This is a genomic window from Paenibacillus sp. 1001270B_150601_E10 (assembly GCF_015558675.1).
In the GTDB taxonomy this organism is placed as follows: domain Bacteria; phylum Bacillota; class Bacilli; order Paenibacillales; family Paenibacillaceae; genus Paenibacillus_B.
Genome location: NZ_JADMOL010000002.1, coordinates 423,235 through 442,641 on the forward strand (window position 1 = coordinate 423,235; position 19,407 = coordinate 442,641).

General features: G+C 47.1%; 20 protein-coding genes and 1 other RNA gene. 19 read left to right on the top strand and 2 right to left on the bottom strand.

From position 1 onward, the window contains the following. Positions 1-2: 2 nt before the first annotated feature. The 7 genes from I2H74_RS06830 to rnpB all read left to right on the top strand — a co-directional run bounded on the left by I2H74_RS06830 (position 3) and on the right by rnpB (position 6,789). Entirely contained in the window at positions 3-479 is a 477-nt protein-coding gene (locus I2H74_RS06830) for a YaiI/YqxD family protein (RefSeq protein ID WP_195572707.1), read from the top strand. A gap of 37 nt (positions 480-516) precedes the next feature. Beyond that, positions 517-2,346: a DNA primase gene (gene dnaG, locus I2H74_RS06835; protein ID WP_195572709.1), complete on the top strand. Its 1,830-nt coding sequence runs from the start codon at positions 517-519 to the stop codon at positions 2,344-2,346. Positions 2,347-2,377: 31 nt separating this feature from the next. Then, on the top strand, positions 2,378-3,505 hold the full coding sequence (gene rpoD, locus I2H74_RS06840; protein WP_195572711.1) for an RNA polymerase sigma factor RpoD: 1,128 nt from the start codon (positions 2,378-2,380) through the stop codon (positions 3,503-3,505). 122 nt (positions 3,506-3,627) lie between these two features. Beyond that, positions 3,628-4,500, top strand: coding sequence for a hypothetical protein (locus I2H74_RS06845; RefSeq protein WP_195572714.1), 873 nt, complete (start codon positions 3,628-3,630; stop codon positions 4,498-4,500). Beyond that, positions 4,481-5,269 carry a class I SAM-dependent methyltransferase gene (locus I2H74_RS06850; protein ID WP_324254021.1) on the top strand — a complete coding sequence of 263 codons (789 nt, stop codon included), beginning with the start codon at positions 4,481-4,483 and terminating at the stop codon, positions 5,267-5,269. Before I2H74_RS06845 ends, I2H74_RS06850 begins: the two co-directional genes overlap by 20 nt. Further along, positions 5,224-6,339, top strand: a complete 1,116-nt coding sequence (locus tag I2H74_RS06855) for a Nif3-like dinuclear metal center hexameric protein (protein ID WP_195572715.1) — start codon at positions 5,224-5,226, stop codon at positions 6,337-6,339. Before I2H74_RS06850 ends, I2H74_RS06855 begins: the two co-directional genes overlap by 46 nt. A gap of 54 nt (positions 6,340-6,393) precedes the next feature. Then, an RNA gene (rnpB, locus tag I2H74_RS06860) (RNase P RNA component class A) lies at positions 6,394-6,789 on the top strand. Positions 6,790-6,960: 171 nt separating this feature from the next. On the opposite strand, the gene I2H74_RS06865 is transcribed toward rnpB, so the two are convergent. Beyond that, positions 6,961-8,898 carry a S8 family peptidase gene (locus I2H74_RS06865; protein WP_195572716.1) on the bottom strand — a complete coding sequence of 646 codons (1,938 nt, stop codon included), beginning with the start codon at positions 8,896-8,898 and terminating at the stop codon, positions 6,961-6,963. 241 nt (positions 8,899-9,139) lie between these two features. On the opposite strand from I2H74_RS06865, the gene I2H74_RS06870 reads away from it, so the two are divergent. The 12 genes from I2H74_RS06870 (at position 9,140) to I2H74_RS06925 (ending at position 18,757) form a co-directional block, all read left to right on the top strand. Continuing rightward, positions 9,140-9,640: a YpuI family protein gene (locus I2H74_RS06870; protein WP_195572717.1), complete on the top strand. Its 501-nt coding sequence runs from the start codon at positions 9,140-9,142 to the stop codon at positions 9,638-9,640. A 147-nt stretch (positions 9,641-9,787) separates the two neighbouring features. Then, positions 9,788-10,012, top strand: coding sequence for a DUF1540 domain-containing protein (locus I2H74_RS06875; RefSeq protein WP_195572718.1), 225 nt, complete (start codon positions 9,788-9,790; stop codon positions 10,010-10,012). A 14-nt stretch (positions 10,013-10,026) separates the two neighbouring features. After that, positions 10,027-10,377, top strand: a complete 351-nt coding sequence (locus tag I2H74_RS06880) for a hypothetical protein (RefSeq protein ID WP_195572719.1) — start codon at positions 10,027-10,029, stop codon at positions 10,375-10,377. Between the two features lie 233 nt (positions 10,378-10,610). Continuing rightward, positions 10,611-11,777 carry a cysteine desulfurase family protein gene (locus I2H74_RS06885; protein WP_195572720.1) on the top strand — a complete coding sequence of 389 codons (1,167 nt, stop codon included), beginning with the start codon at positions 10,611-10,613 and terminating at the stop codon, positions 11,775-11,777. An 18-nt stretch (positions 11,778-11,795) separates the two neighbouring features. Beyond that, on the top strand, positions 11,796-13,112 hold the full coding sequence (gene thiI, locus I2H74_RS06890; protein ID WP_195572722.1) for a tRNA uracil 4-sulfurtransferase ThiI: 1,317 nt from the start codon (positions 11,796-11,798) through the stop codon (positions 13,110-13,112). A gap of 117 nt (positions 13,113-13,229) precedes the next feature. Continuing rightward, positions 13,230-13,901: a TerC family protein gene (locus tag I2H74_RS06895; protein WP_195572724.1), complete on the top strand. Its 672-nt coding sequence runs from the start codon at positions 13,230-13,232 to the stop codon at positions 13,899-13,901. Between the two features lie 240 nt (positions 13,902-14,141). Beyond that, positions 14,142-14,633, top strand: a complete 492-nt coding sequence (locus I2H74_RS06900; protein ID WP_229106435.1) for a glutamate synthase — start codon at positions 14,142-14,144, stop codon at positions 14,631-14,633. A gap of 60 nt (positions 14,634-14,693) precedes the next feature. Further along, positions 14,694-16,529: a translational GTPase TypA gene (gene typA / locus I2H74_RS06905; RefSeq protein ID WP_195572728.1), complete on the top strand. Its 1,836-nt coding sequence runs from the start codon at positions 14,694-14,696 to the stop codon at positions 16,527-16,529. 160 nt (positions 16,530-16,689) lie between these two features. Then, positions 16,690-16,971, top strand: a complete 282-nt coding sequence (locus I2H74_RS06910) for a YlaH-like family protein (protein WP_195572730.1) — start codon at positions 16,690-16,692, stop codon at positions 16,969-16,971. Positions 16,972-17,004: 33 nt separating this feature from the next. Next, on the top strand, positions 17,005-17,286 hold the full coding sequence (locus I2H74_RS06915) for a hypothetical protein (protein ID WP_195572732.1): 282 nt from the start codon (positions 17,005-17,007) through the stop codon (positions 17,284-17,286). A 12-nt stretch (positions 17,287-17,298) separates the two neighbouring features. Beyond that, on the top strand, positions 17,299-18,426 hold the full coding sequence (locus I2H74_RS06920) for an LCP family protein (protein WP_195572734.1): 1,128 nt from the start codon (positions 17,299-17,301) through the stop codon (positions 18,424-18,426). Between the two features lie 136 nt (positions 18,427-18,562). Then, positions 18,563-18,757 carry a hypothetical protein gene (locus I2H74_RS06925; protein WP_195572736.1) on the top strand — a complete coding sequence of 65 codons (195 nt, stop codon included), beginning with the start codon at positions 18,563-18,565 and terminating at the stop codon, positions 18,755-18,757. 87 nt (positions 18,758-18,844) lie between these two features. Here the strand turns inward: I2H74_RS06925 and I2H74_RS06930 are convergent, their stop codons facing one another. Next, entirely contained in the window at positions 18,845-19,405 is a 561-nt protein-coding gene (locus I2H74_RS06930) for a YhcN/YlaJ family sporulation lipoprotein (RefSeq protein ID WP_195572738.1), read from the bottom strand. Positions 19,406-19,407: the final 2 nt, after the last annotated feature.

Genomic DNA, 19,407 nt, shown 5'->3' on the forward strand with positions numbered 1-19,407 from the left:
AAATGAAGCGAGTCACAACAATCATCGTAGATGCAGATGCTTGCCCTGTTAAGGATGAGATACAAAGGGTCAGTCATGATTATCATGTCGATGTGCTCTTTGTGGCGTCCTATGCAGCTTATATGCATGATCAACCCCAGCTTGATCGTGTAAAGTGGGTGTTTGTTGATCAAGATTATCAGGCGGCAGATATGTATATTGCAAATCATGCGCGGTCAGAGGATATAATCGTAACGAACGATTATGGTTTGGCCGCGCTCTGTTTGCCAAGAGGGGCTAAAGTCCTAACGCCAAGAGGCAAGGAACTCGATGCGTCGAATCTTGATGATCTGCTCACAAGCAGGCATGTAGCGGCTAAAGCCCGTCGTGCGGGGCAGAAGACCAAAGGTCCTAAACCGATGACGGATGATGATCGCAAGTTTTTCCAACATAAATTGACAAAACTTTTGCTTCGTTTGCAGGAGAACCATGCAACATAGCGAATAGTATATTTGTTCGATTGAAGGTGATGAGGCTGTGCACGGAAAAGGACTTATTCCTGAGGAATTCATCTCCGAGGTACTGAAGCATAATGACATTGTCGATGTAGTAGGCAAGTACGTGCATTTGACAAAGCAGGGGAAGTATTTGAAGGGACTATGCCCATTCCATTCCGAGAAGACACCGTCATTCACTGTGACGCCGGACAAGCAGATCTACCATTGTTATGGCTGTGGGGCGAGTGGCAATGTGATACATTTTGTCATGGGGATTGAAGGCTATTCTTTCCCGGAAGCCGTCAAACAATTAGCAGAGGATGTAGAGCTTAACTTTCAATGGGACACGCTCTCGATGGAGAGAAATCCTAAGCATGAAGCGAGAGACCAGATTATTGAGGCACACGAGCTGGCAGCGAAGCTGTACCATTATATTTTGATGAACACTGCTCATGGCCAGGAGGCGCTATCCTACTTAAGGAATCGCGGCTTCTCTGACAAGCTCATCGAGCAATTCCAAATGGGGTATGCACCCCCTCAATGGGATACACTTGTGCAGCTGCTCACAAAGCGCAATTTTCCTCTCCGCTTAATGGAGCAAGGTGGCCTAATCTCTGCTAGACACCAACAAGAAGGATTTGTTGACCGCTTCCGAGACCGGATCATGTTCCCGATATGGGATCGCAAAGGCAAGGTCGTTGGCTTTGCCGGTCGGATAATGGGAGAAGGCCAACCGAAGTATCTGAACTCGCCTGAGACGATGGTTTTTAATAAGTCTAAGCTCTTATACAATCTACATCAAGCTAGACCGCAGATTAAGCGAACAGGACAAGTTGTGCTGTTCGAAGGCTTTGCAGATGTGATTCAAGCTTGGAATGGGGAAGTGTTCAACGGAGTTGCCACGATGGGCACCGCGCTTACACAAGAGCATGTAACCACCTTGAAGCGTTTAACAGATCGAGTGGTGATTTGCTTTGACGGGGATGATGCTGGACAAGCCTCAACCTTGAAGAGCGTGCCTATGCTAGAAGCGGGTGGACTGCACGTTGCTGTTGCCATGCTGCCAGATCGGTTAGATCCAGATGAGTATTTGAAGAAATATGGAGCAGAACGATTCAGACATGCCATTCTAAATGCGGCGGTTACACCGGTCAAATTCCAACTGCTAAGTTTGCGAAGACATCATATACTGCTAGAAGATGATGGCAAACGGCGTTACATGGAAGAAGCGATGAAAGTCATTGCCCCAATTGACTCGCCTGCTGAGCGTGAGATGCACTTAAAGGAACTCTCCGGTCAGGTCGATATATCACTGGAGGCGCTTAAGCAAGAATGCTTCGAGGTTCGCCAGAAGCTTCAAAAAATGCATCATGCCGGGGATAATCCAGACAATTGGTGGAATAATGATAGGAATGATAAGCGAAGTATGGCTCCACCTACATTGAAGCCTGCTTATGTTTATGCGGAGCAGCGATTGCTTGCTCTTATGTTTCAGGATGCCGAGGTTGCGTTATATGTTGAGGAACGGCTCGGTGAACAATTTAATGTAGATGATCATGCGGCGCTCGCCGCTTATCTATATGCTTACTACACGCAAGGGAAAGAGCCGGATTTCAGCCGATTCCTGGCTACCCTGCATGACGATCGGCTAGAGCAGACGGCTGCTTCGATCTCACTCGCAGAAGTACCCTTGAGTTACGATCATGCGCTGCTCGATGATTATATTGATCTTATCAAAAAGGTTCCAAGACAGCGCGAGATTGAAAGCAAAAAAGAACAGATCGTGCAAGCAGAACGTGCTGGAGATGTCTTGCTTGCAGCAAAGATTGCACAAGAAATTATCGCCCTAGAGCAACAACTGAAGCGTTAGCCGAGGAGTCTAGGGAGGAGGGAGTCGGAATATGGCGAATGATCAACATACTGGACTAGAAGCCGAAGCTGCTTTAGACCAAGTCAAGGATCAGTTGATTGAGCTCGGAAAGAAGCGAGGGACATTAACGTATAAAGAGATAGCAGAAAAATTGTCTACTTTCGAGCAAGATGCTGATCAAATGGACGAGTTCTACGAGCAGTTAAACGATAATGGAATCGAAATTACGGAAAACGATGAGATGAGCAGAAGCTCTTCAAATGCTGAGCCGGACCAAGAGGAGCATGACGATTTCCATTATGATGATGATCTGTCCTTGCCGCCAGGCATCAAGATCAATGACCCTGTTCGTATGTATCTGAAGGAGATTGGTCGTGTACCGCTCCTGTCTGCAGAAGAAGAAATTGAGCTTGCGGAACGCATCGAAAACGGAGATGAAGAAGCGAAGAAACGTCTTGCTGAAGCGAACCTCCGTCTTGTTGTAAGTATTGCGAAGCGCTATGTTGGTCGTGGAATGCTGTTCCTGGATTTGATTCAAGAAGGTAATATGGGTCTAATCAAGGCGGTTGAGAAGTTTGACCACCGTAAAGGCTTCAAATTCAGTACCTATGCGACATGGTGGATTCGTCAAGCGATCACCCGTGCGATTGCTGACCAAGCGCGTACCATTCGTATCCCGGTTCATATGGTGGAAACGATCAACAAGCTGATCCGTGTGTCCCGTCAGCTCCTGCAAGAGCTAGGACGCGAACCAACGCCGGAAGAAATAGCGGCTGAGATGGAGCTTAGTGTTGAGAAGGTTCGTGAGATTATGAAGATTGCTCAGGAGCCAGTATCCCTAGAGACGCCAATTGGTGAAGAGGATGACTCTCATCTTGGAGACTTTATCGAGGATCAAGAAGCACTTGCGCCAGCAGATGCGGCTGCCTATGAGCTTCTGAAGGAGCAGTTGGAGGATGTGCTCGATACGCTGACTGAGCGTGAAGAGAATGTACTGCGACTACGCTTTGGCCTAGATGATGGCCGTACGCGCACCCTTGAAGAAGTAGGCAAGGTGTTCGGCGTTACTCGTGAACGGATTCGTCAGATTGAGGCGAAGGCACTTCGTAAGCTTCGTCACCCTAGCCGAAGCAAACGACTTAAAGATTTCTTAGAATAATTCATTCATGGATAGACCTTCTGTCGGCTGCTTACGGCTCGTACAGCGAGGTCTATTCTTCCTTATTCAAGGGATAAACAACTTACTCGTATCATCCTGGATGAATGGTGTTAGGAAGGTGGGTGCAGACACTGGACGCAGAGCAAAAACGATTCATCACCCAAGAGATTCAGAACTGGCGGAAAAATCGAATTCTGCCAGAAATGTACTGTGACTTTCTGCTTACTTTATACGGGCGAGAGATGGTTGAAGACGTACCTGAATCTGAAACAAAAAAACACTGGACCGACAGCATCTTATCCATGTCCATTCGACAATGTTTGACTGTTTTTATCAGTATTGCCTTCATTTGTATTGTTGGAATTTATTTTACCGTTTTTCCGTTACCAATGCAAATATTGACCGTTGGAAGTATCTTTTTATTGTTTGGCATTCGAGCGATTAAGGTCAAAGAGGGTAATTCGGTTGCCCGTTCTCTCCTAATGGGAATTGGGCTTGTCTCATTCAGCATTGGAGGACAATGGGTCTTAGCTCAGATTCAAATGCAGGAATCTGGATTCTACTTTCGGATTGCACTGCTGGCTGCGTCAGCCTTATTGTGGCTGGTGTGCGGAATGATTGTGAGAAGTGCTTGGATTCAATGGATAGGATTAATGCATGTTGCAATCGCTTATATGCTACTTATCATGCATGTCATGCCTGAGTTGAACAGCATGCTGCTTCAATGGCTGTGGATACCCGAAGCACTTCTACTGATCTGGATGGCATGGATGGTACATAAGCGTAAGCGAGGGGTGTCGGCAGCACTGTTGCTCACTGCAATCTCATGTGTGCTCGCCCCTGAGATGATGCAGCTTATGCGGTCGGATATCAACCCCTCCTGGGCAATCCAAGTAGAGAGTGTGCTGCTTGTTAAAGTGCTTAGCATCATGCTGATAGGCTTTTATTTTAGAAAACAGTGGGTGAAATGGATTCGTGACAATAAAAATATCTAGACGTTTACAATGCATTGCAGATCTGGTGCCACAAGGTAGCAAAGTAGCTGACATTGGCTCTGATCATGCACTCTTGCCTGCTTACTTGGTGAAAGAGGGCATCGTAACTTTCTCTATAGCAGGGGAAGTGAATAAAGGACCTTATGAAGCTGCGCTTCGCCAAGTAAAAGGCACTCTAATCGAGGATAAAGTGAGTGTCCGATTAGGGGACGGCCTAGCCGTTATCAAGCCAGGTGAAGTCGATTGTATTACGATTGCAGGCATGGGCGGAAGCCTCATCGCAAGCATCTTAAATGCAGATAAAGCAAAGCTTGAAGGTGTAAATACGCTCATTCTTCAGCCAAACGTAGGGGAAGAATTTGTACGCAGATGGCTAAGCGAGAATGGCTGGCTTCTGCAGGAGGAGCACATCTTAGAGGAGGATGGGAAAATATACGAGATCCTTCTTGCGAGTAAGGTGGATTCCGATACCTTTATGAAAGAGGAGCAGCATCTTTATCAGGATCAACCGCTCGGAACCTTGACTTTAGATCGAAGCTGGCTGATGCAGCTTGGACCATATCTTGTGCGTCAGCCTGATGAGGTGCTGATCAAGAAGTGGTCGAACGAGATTCGCAAGCAGGAACGAATCCTGTCTACAATGGCTGCGACGAATTCGAATGAAGTCAAGGAGAAGCGTGAGCATTTTGAAGCCTATAAAAGAGCATTGGAGGAGATTGTAGCATGTTGGCAAAAGGACAAACGATCACTCAATGGATGGAAAAATTAGCACCAAAGTCGGTTGCCATGCCTGATGATCGGATTGGGCTGCAGCTTGGATCTTTGCAGCGTGATGTAAGCAATGTACTTGTAGCGCTGGATGTTACGGACGAAGTCGTAGACGAAGCGATTGCTTTGGGTGCGGAACTCATCATTGCACATCATGCTATTATTTTCCGACCACTTAAGGATTTGCAGACCGATACGTCTCAAGGGCGCTTATATGAAAAGCTGATTAAGCATGACATTGCGGTGTACATCAGCCACACGAATTACGACATTGCTGAGGGCGGCATGAATGATCTCATGGCAGAGGCGCTTGACCTTAGGCAGACGAAGGTGCTGTGGAAGACAGGCGAAGACAAGTTGGAGAAGCTGGTTGTATTCGTTCCAAAGTCGCATGCTGACAGTGTCCGCACCGCGATCTTAGATACAGGAGCAGGCCATATCGGCGACTACAGCCATTGCAGCTTCAATGTGGAGGGAGAAGGCACCTTCAAGCCGCTTGAGGGTACAAACCCGTTTATCGGCTCTACAGGGACAGTTGAGCAGGTTGAGGAAGTGCGTATTGAGACGATTATACCATCATCCATCAAAAGCCGCGTCTTAAGAGCAATGCTGAAGGCGCATCCTTATGAGGAAGCTGCGTACGATCTTTATCCGGTAAGCCTCAACGGCAAGCCATACGGATTAGGGCGAGTCGGCAAGTTGGAGCAGCCAAAGCCGCTTGCTGAAGTCGTAGAGTTGGTTAAAGAACGTTTTGAGGTGCCATATGTAAGAGTGGTGGGGGATTTGAACACTTCGATTCGCAAGATAGCGGTGCTTGGCGGATCTGGCGGACGCAGTGTAAACCATACCTTATTCCACGGAGCTGATGTGCTGGTGGCAGGTGATATTGACTATCATACGGCACATGATGCGCTCGTAGCAGGCTTGTGCATCATTGATCCAGGTCACAATGCGGAGAAGATTATGAAGAAGAGCGTTGCAGCTCGACTTCAAGCCATGGCAGAAGAGAATGGGGCAAGCACAGTTTTCCATGCTTCTCATATCGCTACCGAACCCTTTCAATTTATGTAAAAGTTGAGTGTTGAGTTTCTCTTTCGAACCTAGTATACTAACGAATGTTGCCGGAAAGTTTGTCAGACAATCGCTGGTGATTGATTCACGAGAGGAAAGTCCGGGCTCCATAGGGCAGGATGCTGGATAACGTCCAGTCAGCGCAAGTTGAAGGATAGTGCCACAGAAATGGACCGCCGATGGCCGCTTGCGGCACAGGCAAGGGTGGAACCGTGGTGTAAGAGACCACGAGGAACACTGGTGACTTTGTTCCTGGTAAACCCCATCTGGAGCAAGACCTAATGAGACACATGCCCTTAGGGGCAGCCTTTGCCCGAGGCGTGTCTGGGTTGGTCGCTTGAGCGGCATAGCAATATGTCGCCTAGATAGATGATTGTCTCCTACTAGTGGAAGGGTTGTTCCCGTGATACCACGAACGGTACAGAACCCGGCTTATGCCAAACTTTCCATAACTGCAACCACATGGTATACAAACACAAGGGGTGCCTTGACGTCTTAGGACGATCAGCGCACCCCTTTTTGCATGCCTATATTACGTTTAACTGATATCATCAATAATATTAGGGTATTACCGTTTATTGTGTTAGAGCATATTTGGATAAAACGATGTAGCGGGCTTCGTTATCTTGTACGGTTTCCAATCTGATCTAGGAATTTTGACACGATGCCAGACAGTTCGCGATCTACATTTTGCGGATACATAGACAAGGAACTTTCACGTTGCGAGGCCATGCTGAGTGCTCGCTCTACATCGATCTCTCCGTATCCAAACACGTTATCCTTTCCGTTGCCTCCCAGATCGGTTGCGCTTTGACGCATAATATCATATACTTCCGTATTTTTGAGCGATGGGTTGATCGAACGGATTAGTCCCGCTAACGCGCTCACATGAGGACCCGCCATGGAAGTGCCTGATAGAGCAGCGTACTGATTATCGGGGTAAGTGCTGGCAATGGATGTTCCTGGCGCGACAACATCGACATAATCCCCATAGTTGGAATAAGAGGCCTTTGTGTTATCCTGATTGGTAGCAGACACGGCGAACACCTCAGGGTAAGCTGCAGGATAGCCTGGCTGGCTTGTATTGTCATTCCCTGTAGCCGCTACCAACACGACATCTCTGTCATAGGCGTACTTGATGGCGTCATGGAGAAAGGCCCCATCTGCATAGTTGCCAAGACTTAAGTTAATAACCTTCGCCCCTTGATCGGTCGCCCAGATCACGCCCTCTGCGACAGAGTAGGAGGTTCCCGCACCTGTGCTGTCCAGCACCTTTACAGGGAGAATCGGATTGTTCCATGTCATGCCTGCGATGCCTTCAAGATTGTTGACTTCTGCCCCAATAATGCCTGCAACATGCGTGCCGTGGCCCACATCGTCTTTAGGAGCAGCGTTCGTATCGATCACATTGTATCCTTTAAGAAGCTTGGACTTTAAATCCCAATGTGATGTATCTACACCGGTATCCACTACAGCAATTACGACATCGCCGCTTCCCTTAGTCAGGGTCCAGCCTTGATTGGCTTTAATCAAGGGTAGATTCCATTGATACGGCTTGTAAAACACGTCATTAGGCTCGTTGTTCGCCGTATCTGCCATTGGACGTATCGTACGGGCATTCAAGCTGGTAGGCGTACCGTCAGGCCGCTTCACATCATTGGTCATGTACAGATAATGCGGCTCCATATACATAGGCTTATACTTGGAAAAGTATTGTCTTAACTGCTCCATTCCCATATTTTTTGACTTGAAAATGTAGGTGTATCCTGTCTTTCGCACATGACTGCAGGAGATATCCTGCTTGATTTGATTCATTTGCTGCTCAGTAGGATGCGTGCTGAACCGGACAACAAGCTCATCTTTGTAATAATGGCTCGTCCCTTGATTGTCCTCACCATTTTTAACTGTAATATCTTGCATGGAATTGGTGTCAACAGATTTTACCTGGAATTTTTGCTCGCGAGGATAGGGAACCATCCTCAGATTCCGAAGCTGATGATTGCGGATATGATCAACGACTTCATGGTTGACTAAAGTAACAAGTCCTTGTGTTCCAGCGCTGTCCTTCTTAGGAATGCCCAGCACGACATGCTGCTTGCCATTGATTCCAAGGTTGGGCGAGCGGTATTCCTGTCCTTGACGAATATGGCGTTCTGCTGCACGAATATAGGTCGTGAGCTGTTTGTAAACCTCTGGCTTGTCCTTATGCGGAATGCTGCCGCTTACAATGGCTTGCTTTTTGGGCTGATTGATCCAATACATATATTCAACATGAGGATGCGCTGCAACAAAGGACTGGATCTTGGCTGTCAACTGCTGCGTGTTAAGATTCGACCATTTAGCTAATGAATTTTGAACATCATTGGATGCATCGTGCTGCGAAAGCTTTCTTGTGATGTTGACGTCTTGCTGCAAAATGTGCTGCTTGGAATAGCGTTCAGCCGAAGCGCTTTGAAGCTTCGTTTGCTGATTGTGCTGGCCTGATCCATTCCAAAGCAGGGGAACAGCTAAAAAGGCAATTCCTAAGGCAGTTAGGCCAACGACGGTTCCTCGACGCATTGCGTATCCCTCCATCGATTCTTCAATTTGTTTACAAGGGGCGTAAACCATTACTTAATGTGTAGGTTTAAACGAAGAGATACAGATTATGCAGGTGTATAAATTAGGGAAAGTTTGGGTGGAAAGGAGTACCCTTTCCTATAAAATTGTGGTAGGATGGTGTTGTCGAGCAATCATTCTGACTTAGCGCTACATAAACGTTTATTGAACATTTTTTAGGACCGTTTAAGGGGGAGCAGACATGCCAGCATCCAATGCGAAGCAGCTTTGTGAAGTCTCAAGAGAGAAACTGAAATATGTGAATGAAAAATTGGAATTATTCCTTAATGCTCACACGCTGCCGGAGCTCGTTCAAGACGTTAACGAGGAAGAAACGGTAAGCTTCTATAAAGGATTCTTAAGTGATCTTCGTCATCTGCTTGTGTTCTCAGAAGTAAGCTATGAGAAATTAGGGGTTACGCTGCGCAGAGCCAAGTTTGATGCTGACTTTGCAGAACGTGCTTTGTACGATGTGTATCATCAGGTTGTGAATGCTTACTTTTATCCCAAAAATGAGTGCTATTCGGAGGACGGACGCTATGCCTATACAGGGCAGGACGCGATTCGTTTTCGGATGAAACCGATTCGTTCGGTGCGAGACATTATCCTGGACATCAACAAAATCTTTGAAGAGCTGCGTGATGAGCTTTCTTATTATGAAAGCGATTATTTGACCCAGCGCAAGATGCAGGGCACCAAATAAAAATCATGCAAGCTAATTGAACGATAGCGATATTCGTATGTAGAGAGCTGCCTATGTTGGCGGCTCTTTTTGCTGTTTTGGGTTTGGAATCAGTTGTCTTGAGTAGAGGAAGGTCATTCAGGAGAACCTCTTAGTGGAGGTGATAATATGACAAAGGATACGAACGTGAAATGCAGTGTGTCGAATTGTCATTTTTGGGGCGAGGGCAATAAGTGCCGTGCAGAGGCCATAGCCATTGATATTGATGCTCATGCAAGCAGTTGGCTAGAAGAGTATGCTGACGAGTTGGGCGGCTCTCATCAAGACTGTGCATCAACCTCGTCTGTGACCTGCTGTCAAACCTTTAAACCGAAAAGCAACAGTGGCTGCTGAGAGTGTGATCAAATATGAAGCATGATTACCGATTCCGCGATCGACGAGTAAAGCGTGTCAGGGTCCGTCAGCACCCTGAACAAGACTTTAACGAAGAGATTGCCCAGGAGTTTGTTGCCCCAGTTACTCCGGTCATTGATCGCTTGGCTGTAGATGAAGATACCCCCGTTACAGGCTTTGCGAGGATCATCGGCATTGTAGCGGTTATCTTTGCCGTCGTTTCCTTTTTTTATTTTCCAATTGTCATGGGGGTAACGAGTATTGCGTTTGGACTGTATGCATATTTACAAGGAAGCCGCTTGGCAGGAATGACAGGTGCCGTCCTTGGACTCGTTGCTTTTATGGTTGGCATCATTCTGTTATAGCAAAGGGATATGAGCGCGGATGAGGCAGATGTCATTTGCGCTCTTTTTCTACATAAGCATTGGCAGGCAAAAAAGATGGAGATTTAGTACAAAAACGTGTACAATAGGACTGTTATATTGATTCTAATGATGGATCAACAACGGCTGCAGCATCTGCACTGTTTTGATCTTTTTTTCTGTTATTTTTGAGCCATGCTGATAATAAGGTCATCATGAAGATAGGAGGGCATTCCATGAGTCAATCCCTGCTCTATGCCGATCATAGCGCGTCAACACCTCCTCATCCTGAGGTGATCCGAACATTGACTGAGGTTACTGAGCGCATATATGCGAATCCGTCTTCCATCCATCAATTTGGAGGACAGGCAGACCAGCTCGTACAGCGTGCACGCGAGATCATTGCACAAGCGATTCGCGTAAAGCCAAGTGAGGTCATGTTTACATCAGGTGCAACAGAAAGCAACAATCTGGCGATCTTCGGGGTTGTTAGAGCGCTGCAAGCACCGGACAAGCGCCTGCATGTCATTGTATCCCAGGTGGAGCATGCCTCTGTATATGGCTGCTATGAAGAACTTAAGCGAGAAGGAGTAGACGTCACCTTTCTCCCGGTAAACGCACAAGGTGTTGTAGAGCCGGATCAGCTTAAGGCATCATTAAGGCCACATACGGTTTTGGTAAGTATTATGCATGTTAATAATGAGATAGGAAGCATCCAGCCGCTTGAAGAGCTGGGGGCAATCATTAAAGATCATAGCCGCGCCATCTTCCATGTGGATGGTGTTCAGGGCTTAGGCAAGCTTCCGATAGATTTAGAACGCTGGAAGGTGGATTTGTACAGCCTGTCCGGCCATAAGATTAGAGGTCCCAAGGGAGCGGGCATTTTGGTACGCAGGGGCAAATTCCCAATGAAGCCCTTATTGCACGGCGGATCTCAAGAAAATGGGCTTCGCCCAGGGACGATGAATGTTCCAAGCATCGTGGCGCTGTCTAAGTCGGTACGGCTTGCAGCCGAAGGACAGCTAACGGCCTATAAACAGCTATGGGAATTAAGGAATAAGCTGATTGAAGGCATTCAAGCGATTCCAGAGCTCACGCTGAATAGCCCTGTAGAGGAGTCAAATGCTGCTCCGCACATTATAAATGTATCATTTGTTGGCATGAAGCCAGAGGTCGTGGTGCATGCGATGGAGCGAAAGGGTATTGTGCTCTCGACCCAGTCTGCCTGTTCGTCAAAGCTTGATAAGCCAAGCCGTGTGCTAATGGCGGCAACGAACGACCTAACAAGGGCTTCCAGCGGGCTCCGAATCAGCCTAGCAGCGGAGATGTCCCTTCAGGATATGGAACAGATATGTACGGCGCTGCGTAATACGGTAGAAGAGCTAAAGGGGCTTATTCGTTAAGAAAGGGTGTCTGTAATTATGGAATACGATATGATATTGCTTCGCTACGGCGAAATTACGATAAAAGGAAGAAACCGCCATCGATTTGAAAAAGCGGCCTATGATCATGTAAAGGCGGTATTGGCTCCATTTCCTAATGTTCGCATTATTAAAGAATTTGGGCGCATGTACGTAGAAGTCAATGGCGAGCCGCTTGATCAAATGATAAAAGTGCTGCGCCATGTATTTGGGATTGTGTCTTTGAGTCCTGTAAAGCGCGCACCGTCCTCCTTCGATGAGGTATTGCAGACCGCAATCGAGATGGTTGAGGAGTACGACCCGAAGCCAGGAACAACGTTTAAGGTAACGGCAAGACGAGCATGGAAGAAGTTCCCGCACACTTCTCAGGAACTGAATCATCTAGTAGCGTCGCCAATCCTGAAGCGCTTCCCGAACTTGTCCGTTAATGTTCGTGAACCGATGTTCAACCTGCATGTGGAAGTCCGTGAGGAGAGCACCTATGTGTTTCACGAAGTGATTCACACAGCAGGAGGCTTTCCGCTTGGCTCCAATGGCAAGGCGATGCTTCTATTATCAGGAGGTATAGACAGCCCTGTTGCAGGGTATCAGGCTCTTCGGAGAGGGCTTGAGATAGAGGCGGTTCATTTCCACAGCTATCCATTCACCAGCGAGCGTGCAAAGCAGAAGGTTATTGATCTTGCACAGATCTTGTCCAATTATGCAGGTCGTATACGCGTGCATATGGTACCTTTTACCGAGGTTCAGACCAAGCTTCACCAGGCTGGCGAAGAGCATCTTACAATCACCTTGATGCGTCGTTCCATGCTGCGCATTGCGTCTATGCTTGCCGATAAGCGAAAAGCTCTGGCGATTGTAACAGGCGACAGCCTTGGACAAGTAGCAAGCCAAACGCTTGGCAGCATGAATGTGATCGGGAGAGCAACCGAGCTTCCGCTGCTTCGTCCATTAATTACGATGGACAAGGAAGAAATCGTTCAGATTGCCCATCAGATTGACACCTTTGAGACGTCGATTCTGCCTTATGAGGATTGCTGCACCTTGTTTGTTGCGAAGTCTCCAGCAACCAATCCCAATCTAAGAGTCGTAGAGCGTATTGAGGAGCGCATTCCTGAGCTTGATGACTTGATTCAAGACGCCGTGGATCGTACGGAGATGATCACCCTTTACGCGGGCCAGAAATCACCTCATGCGCTGATCCAAGATGCAAGTGCATCTTCTGCAGAGATTGATGAGCTTATGGACATGCCTTCTTCGAAAGAAGAGACGGACGCGAATTCATCCGCACAGAAACAAGAGGTTGGCGATTGGTTCTAATGTTGAATTGAATCGTCAAGCGTGTTTGGATTCATGCATGCAACAAATCGGATGGATTTCATAGTCATACCTTAGCCTTTGCTGTCATACACCTGTACAACAGAGGAGGGACGGGCTGTGGAATCGATCTGGTTATTAGCAGAGATATTGGTCATCAATATGGTTCTAAGCGGAGATAATGCCGTTGTGATTGCGATGTCGACCCAGCATCTTGAGGAAAAGGACCGCAAGCGTGCCGCGTGGTGGGGAGCATTTGGAGCCGTTCTTCTACGGATTCTGCTTACGGTCGTTGCGATGAAGCTGATGGGTATACCGCTTCTACAAGCGGCGGGAGGCGTGATGCTGTTTGTCATCGCCGTCCAACTGCTCGCTGACAGTGGGCATGCTGCCAATCAACGAGAAGCAACGGGAAGTCTGTTCAGTGCCATTCGCACGATCCTTGTGGCTGATGTCGTCATGAGTCTAGACAACGTACTCGCGATCGCGGCAATATCAAAAGGACACTTTCCTTATCTTGTCATCGGTATCGCGCTTAGCATTCCGATTATTGTATGGGGAAGCACCCTTATTAGCACGTGGCTGAAGAAGTATCCGATTCTCGTTTATGCAGGTGCAGGGATTCTCGGCTATACTGCAGGCGAGATGATTCTAGGAGACACGAGGCTGGCTTTATGGATGCCTCATCTATGGCAGTCCATGCACGGAACGTTGCCGTGGATGATGACCGCTCTCGTTCTCCTGCTTGGCATGTGGATGAAGCGGCAAATGACGGCAACACGTCATCGGTAAAAGATTGACTTGGCTTGTTTCTTAGCAAACGTACGAAATTGGATAGCGCGTATGCTTGTATAATAAGGAAGCTTCCCGTCTTGAGCCGTGTTACGTGGCAGCGGGAAGTTTTTTTTGTGGAAGGTAGTAATTTTTTAATGGATCATATACACTAGTAAAAGTAAAATGGGCGCGAAAAACGTCGGTTGCGCCCTTTCATCCTTGTCCATTTCTGTCATGGATGTAAGAGGTGATCTACGCTTGAACAGAAGAGAACCAGCAATTGGTATCGTCATTATTGCAGCTGGCTTGTTTATTTTGCTTGGGAAGTGGGGGTTCTTCTCCTTCCTGGGAGGGACATTGTGGCCGTTGTTCGTATTCTTAGCTGGTGTGGCGCTTTTTGTGCTGATTCGGTTTAGAATGCTGCCCGCGGTAGCCTTCGTGCCTGCAGGTGCTTTATTGGTTTACGGATTGCTATTCATGCTCTGTCATTGGATAAGCTGGGGGATGTTTGCTTACCTGTGGCCGTTTATTCCGTTTGGACTAGCCTTTGGATTATTTGGCTACTGTCAACTGGATCCATATGCTGATCGAAGAGTTTATATGTTTGCAATTGCGCTGGCTGGAATCAGCATCGTGCTGCTGCTATTTACGCTCTTTGTTAGTCTAAGCGTTTATCTGATTGCTATTTTCCTCATTGTGGTCGGTGTTTTCCTTGTATTTGGAAACCGATTCGGACTTTGGCGAAGATAACAATCCCGGTGGTTAGAGCTCCATTCATTTTGTAAGTAGAAGAAAGGAAAGATTGATTGTATGCATCAGAGAGATCATATTCGTAATATCGCCATTATCGCTCACGTCGACCATGGCAAAACAACACTTGTCGATAAGTTGCTTCAGCAGTCCGGAACCTATCGTGACAACGAAGCGGTACAAGAGCGCGTAATGGATTCCAATGATTTGGAGCGCGAACGCGGAATTACCATTCTTGCCAAAAACACAGCTATTACGTATAAAAACCATTTGATTAATATCGTGGATACACCAGGCCACGCCGACTTCGGCGGTGAGGTTGAACGTATTATGAAGATGGTAGACGGTGTACTCCTCGTTGTAGATGCGTTTGAAGGCTGTATGCCGCAAACGAAGTTCGTTCTTCGTAAGGCGCTTGCACACAATTTGACTCCGATCGTTGTTGTTAACAAAATTGACCGTCCAAATGCTCGTCCAAATGAAGTTATTGATGAAGTGCTTGATCTATTCATCGAACTTGATGCGAACGAAGAGCAGTTGGAATTCCCCGTCGTATATGCTTCTGCCTTGAACGGGACTTCAAGTCTTGATCCAGAGAAGCAAGATGATAACATGCAGGCACTCTATGAAACGATTGTCGAGCATATCCCAGCTCCTACAGAAGATCCGGAAGAACCGCTGCAGTTCCTTGTCACATTGCTTGATTACAATGAATATCTTGGTCGTATTGCAATTGGTCGCGTCAATCGCGGTAAGATTCGTCAAGGACAGCCAGTGGCGGTTATTAATCGTGAAGGTCAAGTGAAGCAGGCCCGCATTGAGAAGCTGTTCGGCTTCCAAGGCTTGAAGCGCATTGAGCGTGAAGAGGCAGCGGCTGGGGATATCGTCGCGATCGCAGGCATCAAGGATATTAACATTGGTGAAACGATTGCAGACTTAGCGAAGCCTGAGGCGCTTCCTGTTCTCCATATCGATGAGCCGACGCTTCAAATGACGTTCCTTGTAAACAACAGTCCTTTCGCCGGACGCGATGGCAAGTGGATTACATCCCGCAAGATTCGCGAGCGCTTGTTCAAGGAGCTTGAGACAGATGTATCACTTCGTGTAGACGAGACGGACAGCCCGGATGCGTTCGTTGTATCAGGACGCGGCGAGCTTCACCTTAGTATTCTGATTGAAAATATGCGTCGTGAAGGCTATGAGCTCCAAGTATCGAAGCCAGAGGTTATCATTCGAGAAATCGATGGACAGAAGTCCGAGCCGATGGAACGCTTGCTGATTGACGTTCCAGAAGATTCTGTGGGCGCCGTTATGGAGAGCCTTGGAACTCGCAAAGCGGAAATGGTCAATATGATTAACCAAGGCAATGGCAATGTGCGTCTTGAATTCATCATTCCGGCACGCGGCCTGATCGGGTATCGCACACAGTTCCTTACCCTGACTCGCGGCTATGGCATTATGAACCACGCATTTGATCATTATGGTCCTTATGTGGGAAGCCAAGTTGGCGGACGCCATCAAGGTGTGCTTGTGTCCACCGAGACAGGTAGTACCACGCTGTACGGCATCTTGTCCGTAGAAGACCGCGGTACGTTGTTCGTGAATCCAGGTACAGAGATATATGAAGGAATGATCGTGGGTGAGCATACTCGTGATAATGACATCGTAGTCAACATCTGTAAAGAGAAGGCGCTCACGAACGTTCGCTCTGCCACTAAGGATGATACGGTCAAAATGAAGACTCCGCGTCTGTTCTCTATGGAACAAGCGCTTGAATATTTGAACGATGATGAGTATTGTGAAATTACGCCGAAGTCTATTCGACTTCGCAAAAAGATTCTAAATAAGAGTGAGCGTGAGCGCGCTGAGAAGAATCGCAAGAACGCAGGCGCGTAACGATTACGTGCTTCCTGATCCAAGGGCTGTTTAGAATCGCAACGAAACCATTTTAACAACAGACATCATGAGGTGCGACAAAGGAGGGGCAATCCCTCCTTTAACGTCGCCAGGCATCCTAGAGAGATCACACTTTTGAATTCAAAGGAGTGTAAAGATCATGCAAACCTGGTTGGCTGAACACCCGCTTGTCAGTTACGTACTCATTTTTCTGTGTGTGCTTTACATATTCAACAAGGTCTTTCGAGTACGTAAGCTGCCTATCTTACAAGAAGTCGCTGTCCATGTTCTCATGGCACTCGGCTGCTTTTTGCTGTTGATATTCCAAATCGACAAGCTTCCGATTCTTCAATGCCTGCTGGTAGCTGTGGGACTTATGTTTATGGTTCGCATTCGCTACTTTGTAGAGGCGCGGCAAAAGAAGAAGGAACAGCATTCGTAAGAGGATCATGATGTTGGGGGAGGTTTCGAATTAATGAAGCTTCAAGATGCATTGTTTAACTGGTTGCAGATGGATATTGTGGCGAAGAAAAGACCTCATGACCAAGCTGCTTTGGATACGCTTCATTTTTTTACTTCGATGCTAGCAGAGGATCATCGACTAACCCATATCCAAACAAAAGAAGATTCAAAGCAAGATGACACTTATACGATCACTTATGAGCTGGACGGACAGCAAACTCATGTCAGAATTGACCGCGTAAGCGCTGAACAGCTCTGGCATGATATTGAATCTAATCCGAAATATAACGAGTAAGTGAGGTTACGCATGAATCATCAAGCAAACTACCCACCGCGACATGCTAGGCACACTCAAAGTAAACGCAAGACCAAGCCAAAGAAGAAAAAAGGAATGGCAACCTGGGTTAAGGTATTATTTACGGTTATTCTCATTTTGTTGATTGGCATTTTGGCTTATGCAGGCTACTTGATCAAGTATGGAAATGATTCGTTAGGCAAGATCTCAAAAGTGACTCAGACAATGGGTGGAGGAAAGACGGAAAAACCGACCGTAACGGTCAAGGAAGAACCTTTTTCCTTCGTACTGATGGGGATTGACTATCGTAAGGAGCTTCCAGGGTTAAGAACAGACGTTGTGATGGTCGGCGCGATTCACCCTGATTCGCAAGAAGCGGTTCTCGTATCCCTGCCGCGCGATACGTATTTCCAGATTCCGGGATATGGGCCTGATAAGCTCAATCACTTCTATCCGAATTTCCATACTTTAATGAAAAATGGGAAGCTGGATAGCGCATCGCCTGAGGATGAGATGAAGATCATGCTTGGTCAATATATAGGAATTGATATCGACCATGCTGCCGTTATTAACTTCCAGGGCTTTGTTGATGTCGTAGATGCACTTGGCGGCGTAAATGTAAATGTCGATCAGGATATGTGCTATCGCGACAGAGCTGACGGTACCAATATTAATTTGAAAAAAGGCCAGCAAACACTGAATGGTCAACAGACGCTTGACTTTGTTCGCTATCGCAAGTCCAATTGCAGTCCAATGACAAAGGGTACGACTGACTTTGATCGCAATGTTCGTCAGAATGCGGTCCTGCAGGAACTTGTTGGCAAGATGCAATCGTTCGGCGGTATCACAAAGGTTACCTCGTTGATTGATGCGGTTGCTGACAACTTCAGCGTTGATATGACACCAGATCAGATTCGTTCGGTGCTGACTACCTATCTGATGATTGACCGTGACAATATCCATTATCTTTCTGTCGATGGCAATTGGGTAAGTCCTTACATTTATGTCGATGAAAATAAGCTTGAAGAAGCGAAGCAAATGATTCAAGATGTACTTGATGGGAAAAGTTTGAATCCTCCGCCTCTGGATAGCACGAATCAGGATGGAGAGTCAGGCTCCTCATCGACAGAAGGAGAGTAATGTATAGCGCTTTTTTTGAAAAATGGATTTAGGCAAAAGAGACAACCTAGAGAGTTTGGCTCAAAGTTCATGCAATTTTTTGGTCCTGTCTTAATACAATGAATTGTAACCATGAACTTATGTAGGAGGTCACAAGATGCCTGTAACCTTTGCAGCTGTTATTCATCCTTTCCATAGCATGAAGATGCGCCTCAACCTACCATTGCGGTGCTTCTATGGCGAGCGTATGGTTATGACTGCAGATGGTCCAGTGGTTAAAGAAATGCCGGGGAAGGTTGCTATATCTGACCTTCCTATTGAGCTGTATATCAAGTCACAGAAAAAAGCCTAGTGAGTTGCTCACTAGGCTTTTCGTGCTCCTTTGGTACTTGTTCATATGTCCATGGAGGAGTAAGGAGCCTTATCGGTAGGCAGAGATTTAACGCTTCGTAGATGGGGGTTGAGTGCTGCTTTGCTGCTTTGGTATTCCAGTGTCCTTAGAGGGTTGGAGATCCTTAACGTCACTTGGGATCTGTGGAACGATTCGCCCGATGATATCAGCGAGCTCATCGGCTAATCCACCGATCGGTCGTCCGTTTCGCATATCCTCGCCAATTTCTTTAAGGCGCTGGTTAAGGTCCATGTCGGCTGTCACATAGGCATTCGCGCCATAAGGATCTTTACTGAGTGCTTCAGCAACGGAATACTTAATGGTTCCAACTCTGGAGCGATCTAAGCGTGCATCAACATCAATACCGACGATCGCAGTATTGCCGAAGACCACACAGTTCACGCCCTGCACTCCAGGAACATGCTTGGTAATATCAACAAGATGTGCTCTGACCGATTCACGATCATAAATAGGCTGTCTTGCCCCTGTATCTTGTTGCATGATGGTCCCAGGTGTCTTCGCTTGAGCCTTAGGAGAGGCGTTCTTATTGGCAGTACCGCATCCAGCAATAACACCTACAACAAGGAGAATGATGAATATCTTGCGCATGT

Coding starts and splice junctions, on each gene's coding strand:
- I2H74_RS06830 (WP_195572707.1), top strand. CDS start 3: ATGAAGCGAGTCACAACAATCATCGTAGATGCAGATGCTTGCCCTGTT.
- rpoD (WP_195572711.1), top strand. CDS start 2,378: ATGGCGAATGATCAACATACTGGACTAGAAGCCGAAGCTGCTTTAGAC.
- I2H74_RS06855 (WP_195572715.1), top strand. CDS start 5,224: ATGTTGGCAAAAGGACAAACGATCACTCAATGGATGGAAAAATTAGCA.
- I2H74_RS06865 (WP_195572716.1), bottom strand. CDS start 8,898: ATGCGTCGAGGAACCGTCGTTGGCCTAACTGCCTTAGGAATTGCCTTT.
- I2H74_RS06870 (WP_195572717.1), top strand. CDS start 9,140: ATGCCAGCATCCAATGCGAAGCAGCTTTGTGAAGTCTCAAGAGAGAAA.
- I2H74_RS06875 (WP_195572718.1), top strand. CDS start 9,788: ATGACAAAGGATACGAACGTGAAATGCAGTGTGTCGAATTGTCATTTT.
- I2H74_RS06880 (WP_195572719.1), top strand. CDS start 10,027: ATGAAGCATGATTACCGATTCCGCGATCGACGAGTAAAGCGTGTCAGG.
- I2H74_RS06885 (WP_195572720.1), top strand. CDS start 10,611: ATGAGTCAATCCCTGCTCTATGCCGATCATAGCGCGTCAACACCTCCT.
- thiI (WP_195572722.1), top strand. CDS start 11,796: ATGGAATACGATATGATATTGCTTCGCTACGGCGAAATTACGATAAAA.
- typA (WP_195572728.1), top strand. CDS start 14,694: ATGCATCAGAGAGATCATATTCGTAATATCGCCATTATCGCTCACGTC.
- I2H74_RS06910 (WP_195572730.1), top strand. CDS start 16,690: ATGCAAACCTGGTTGGCTGAACACCCGCTTGTCAGTTACGTACTCATT.
- I2H74_RS06915 (WP_195572732.1), top strand. CDS start 17,005: ATGAAGCTTCAAGATGCATTGTTTAACTGGTTGCAGATGGATATTGTG.
- I2H74_RS06920 (WP_195572734.1), top strand. CDS start 17,299: ATGAATCATCAAGCAAACTACCCACCGCGACATGCTAGGCACACTCAA.
- I2H74_RS06925 (WP_195572736.1), top strand. CDS start 18,563: ATGCCTGTAACCTTTGCAGCTGTTATTCATCCTTTCCATAGCATGAAG.
- I2H74_RS06930 (WP_195572738.1), bottom strand. CDS start 19,405: ATGCGCAAGATATTCATCATTCTCCTTGTTGTAGGTGTTATTGCTGGA.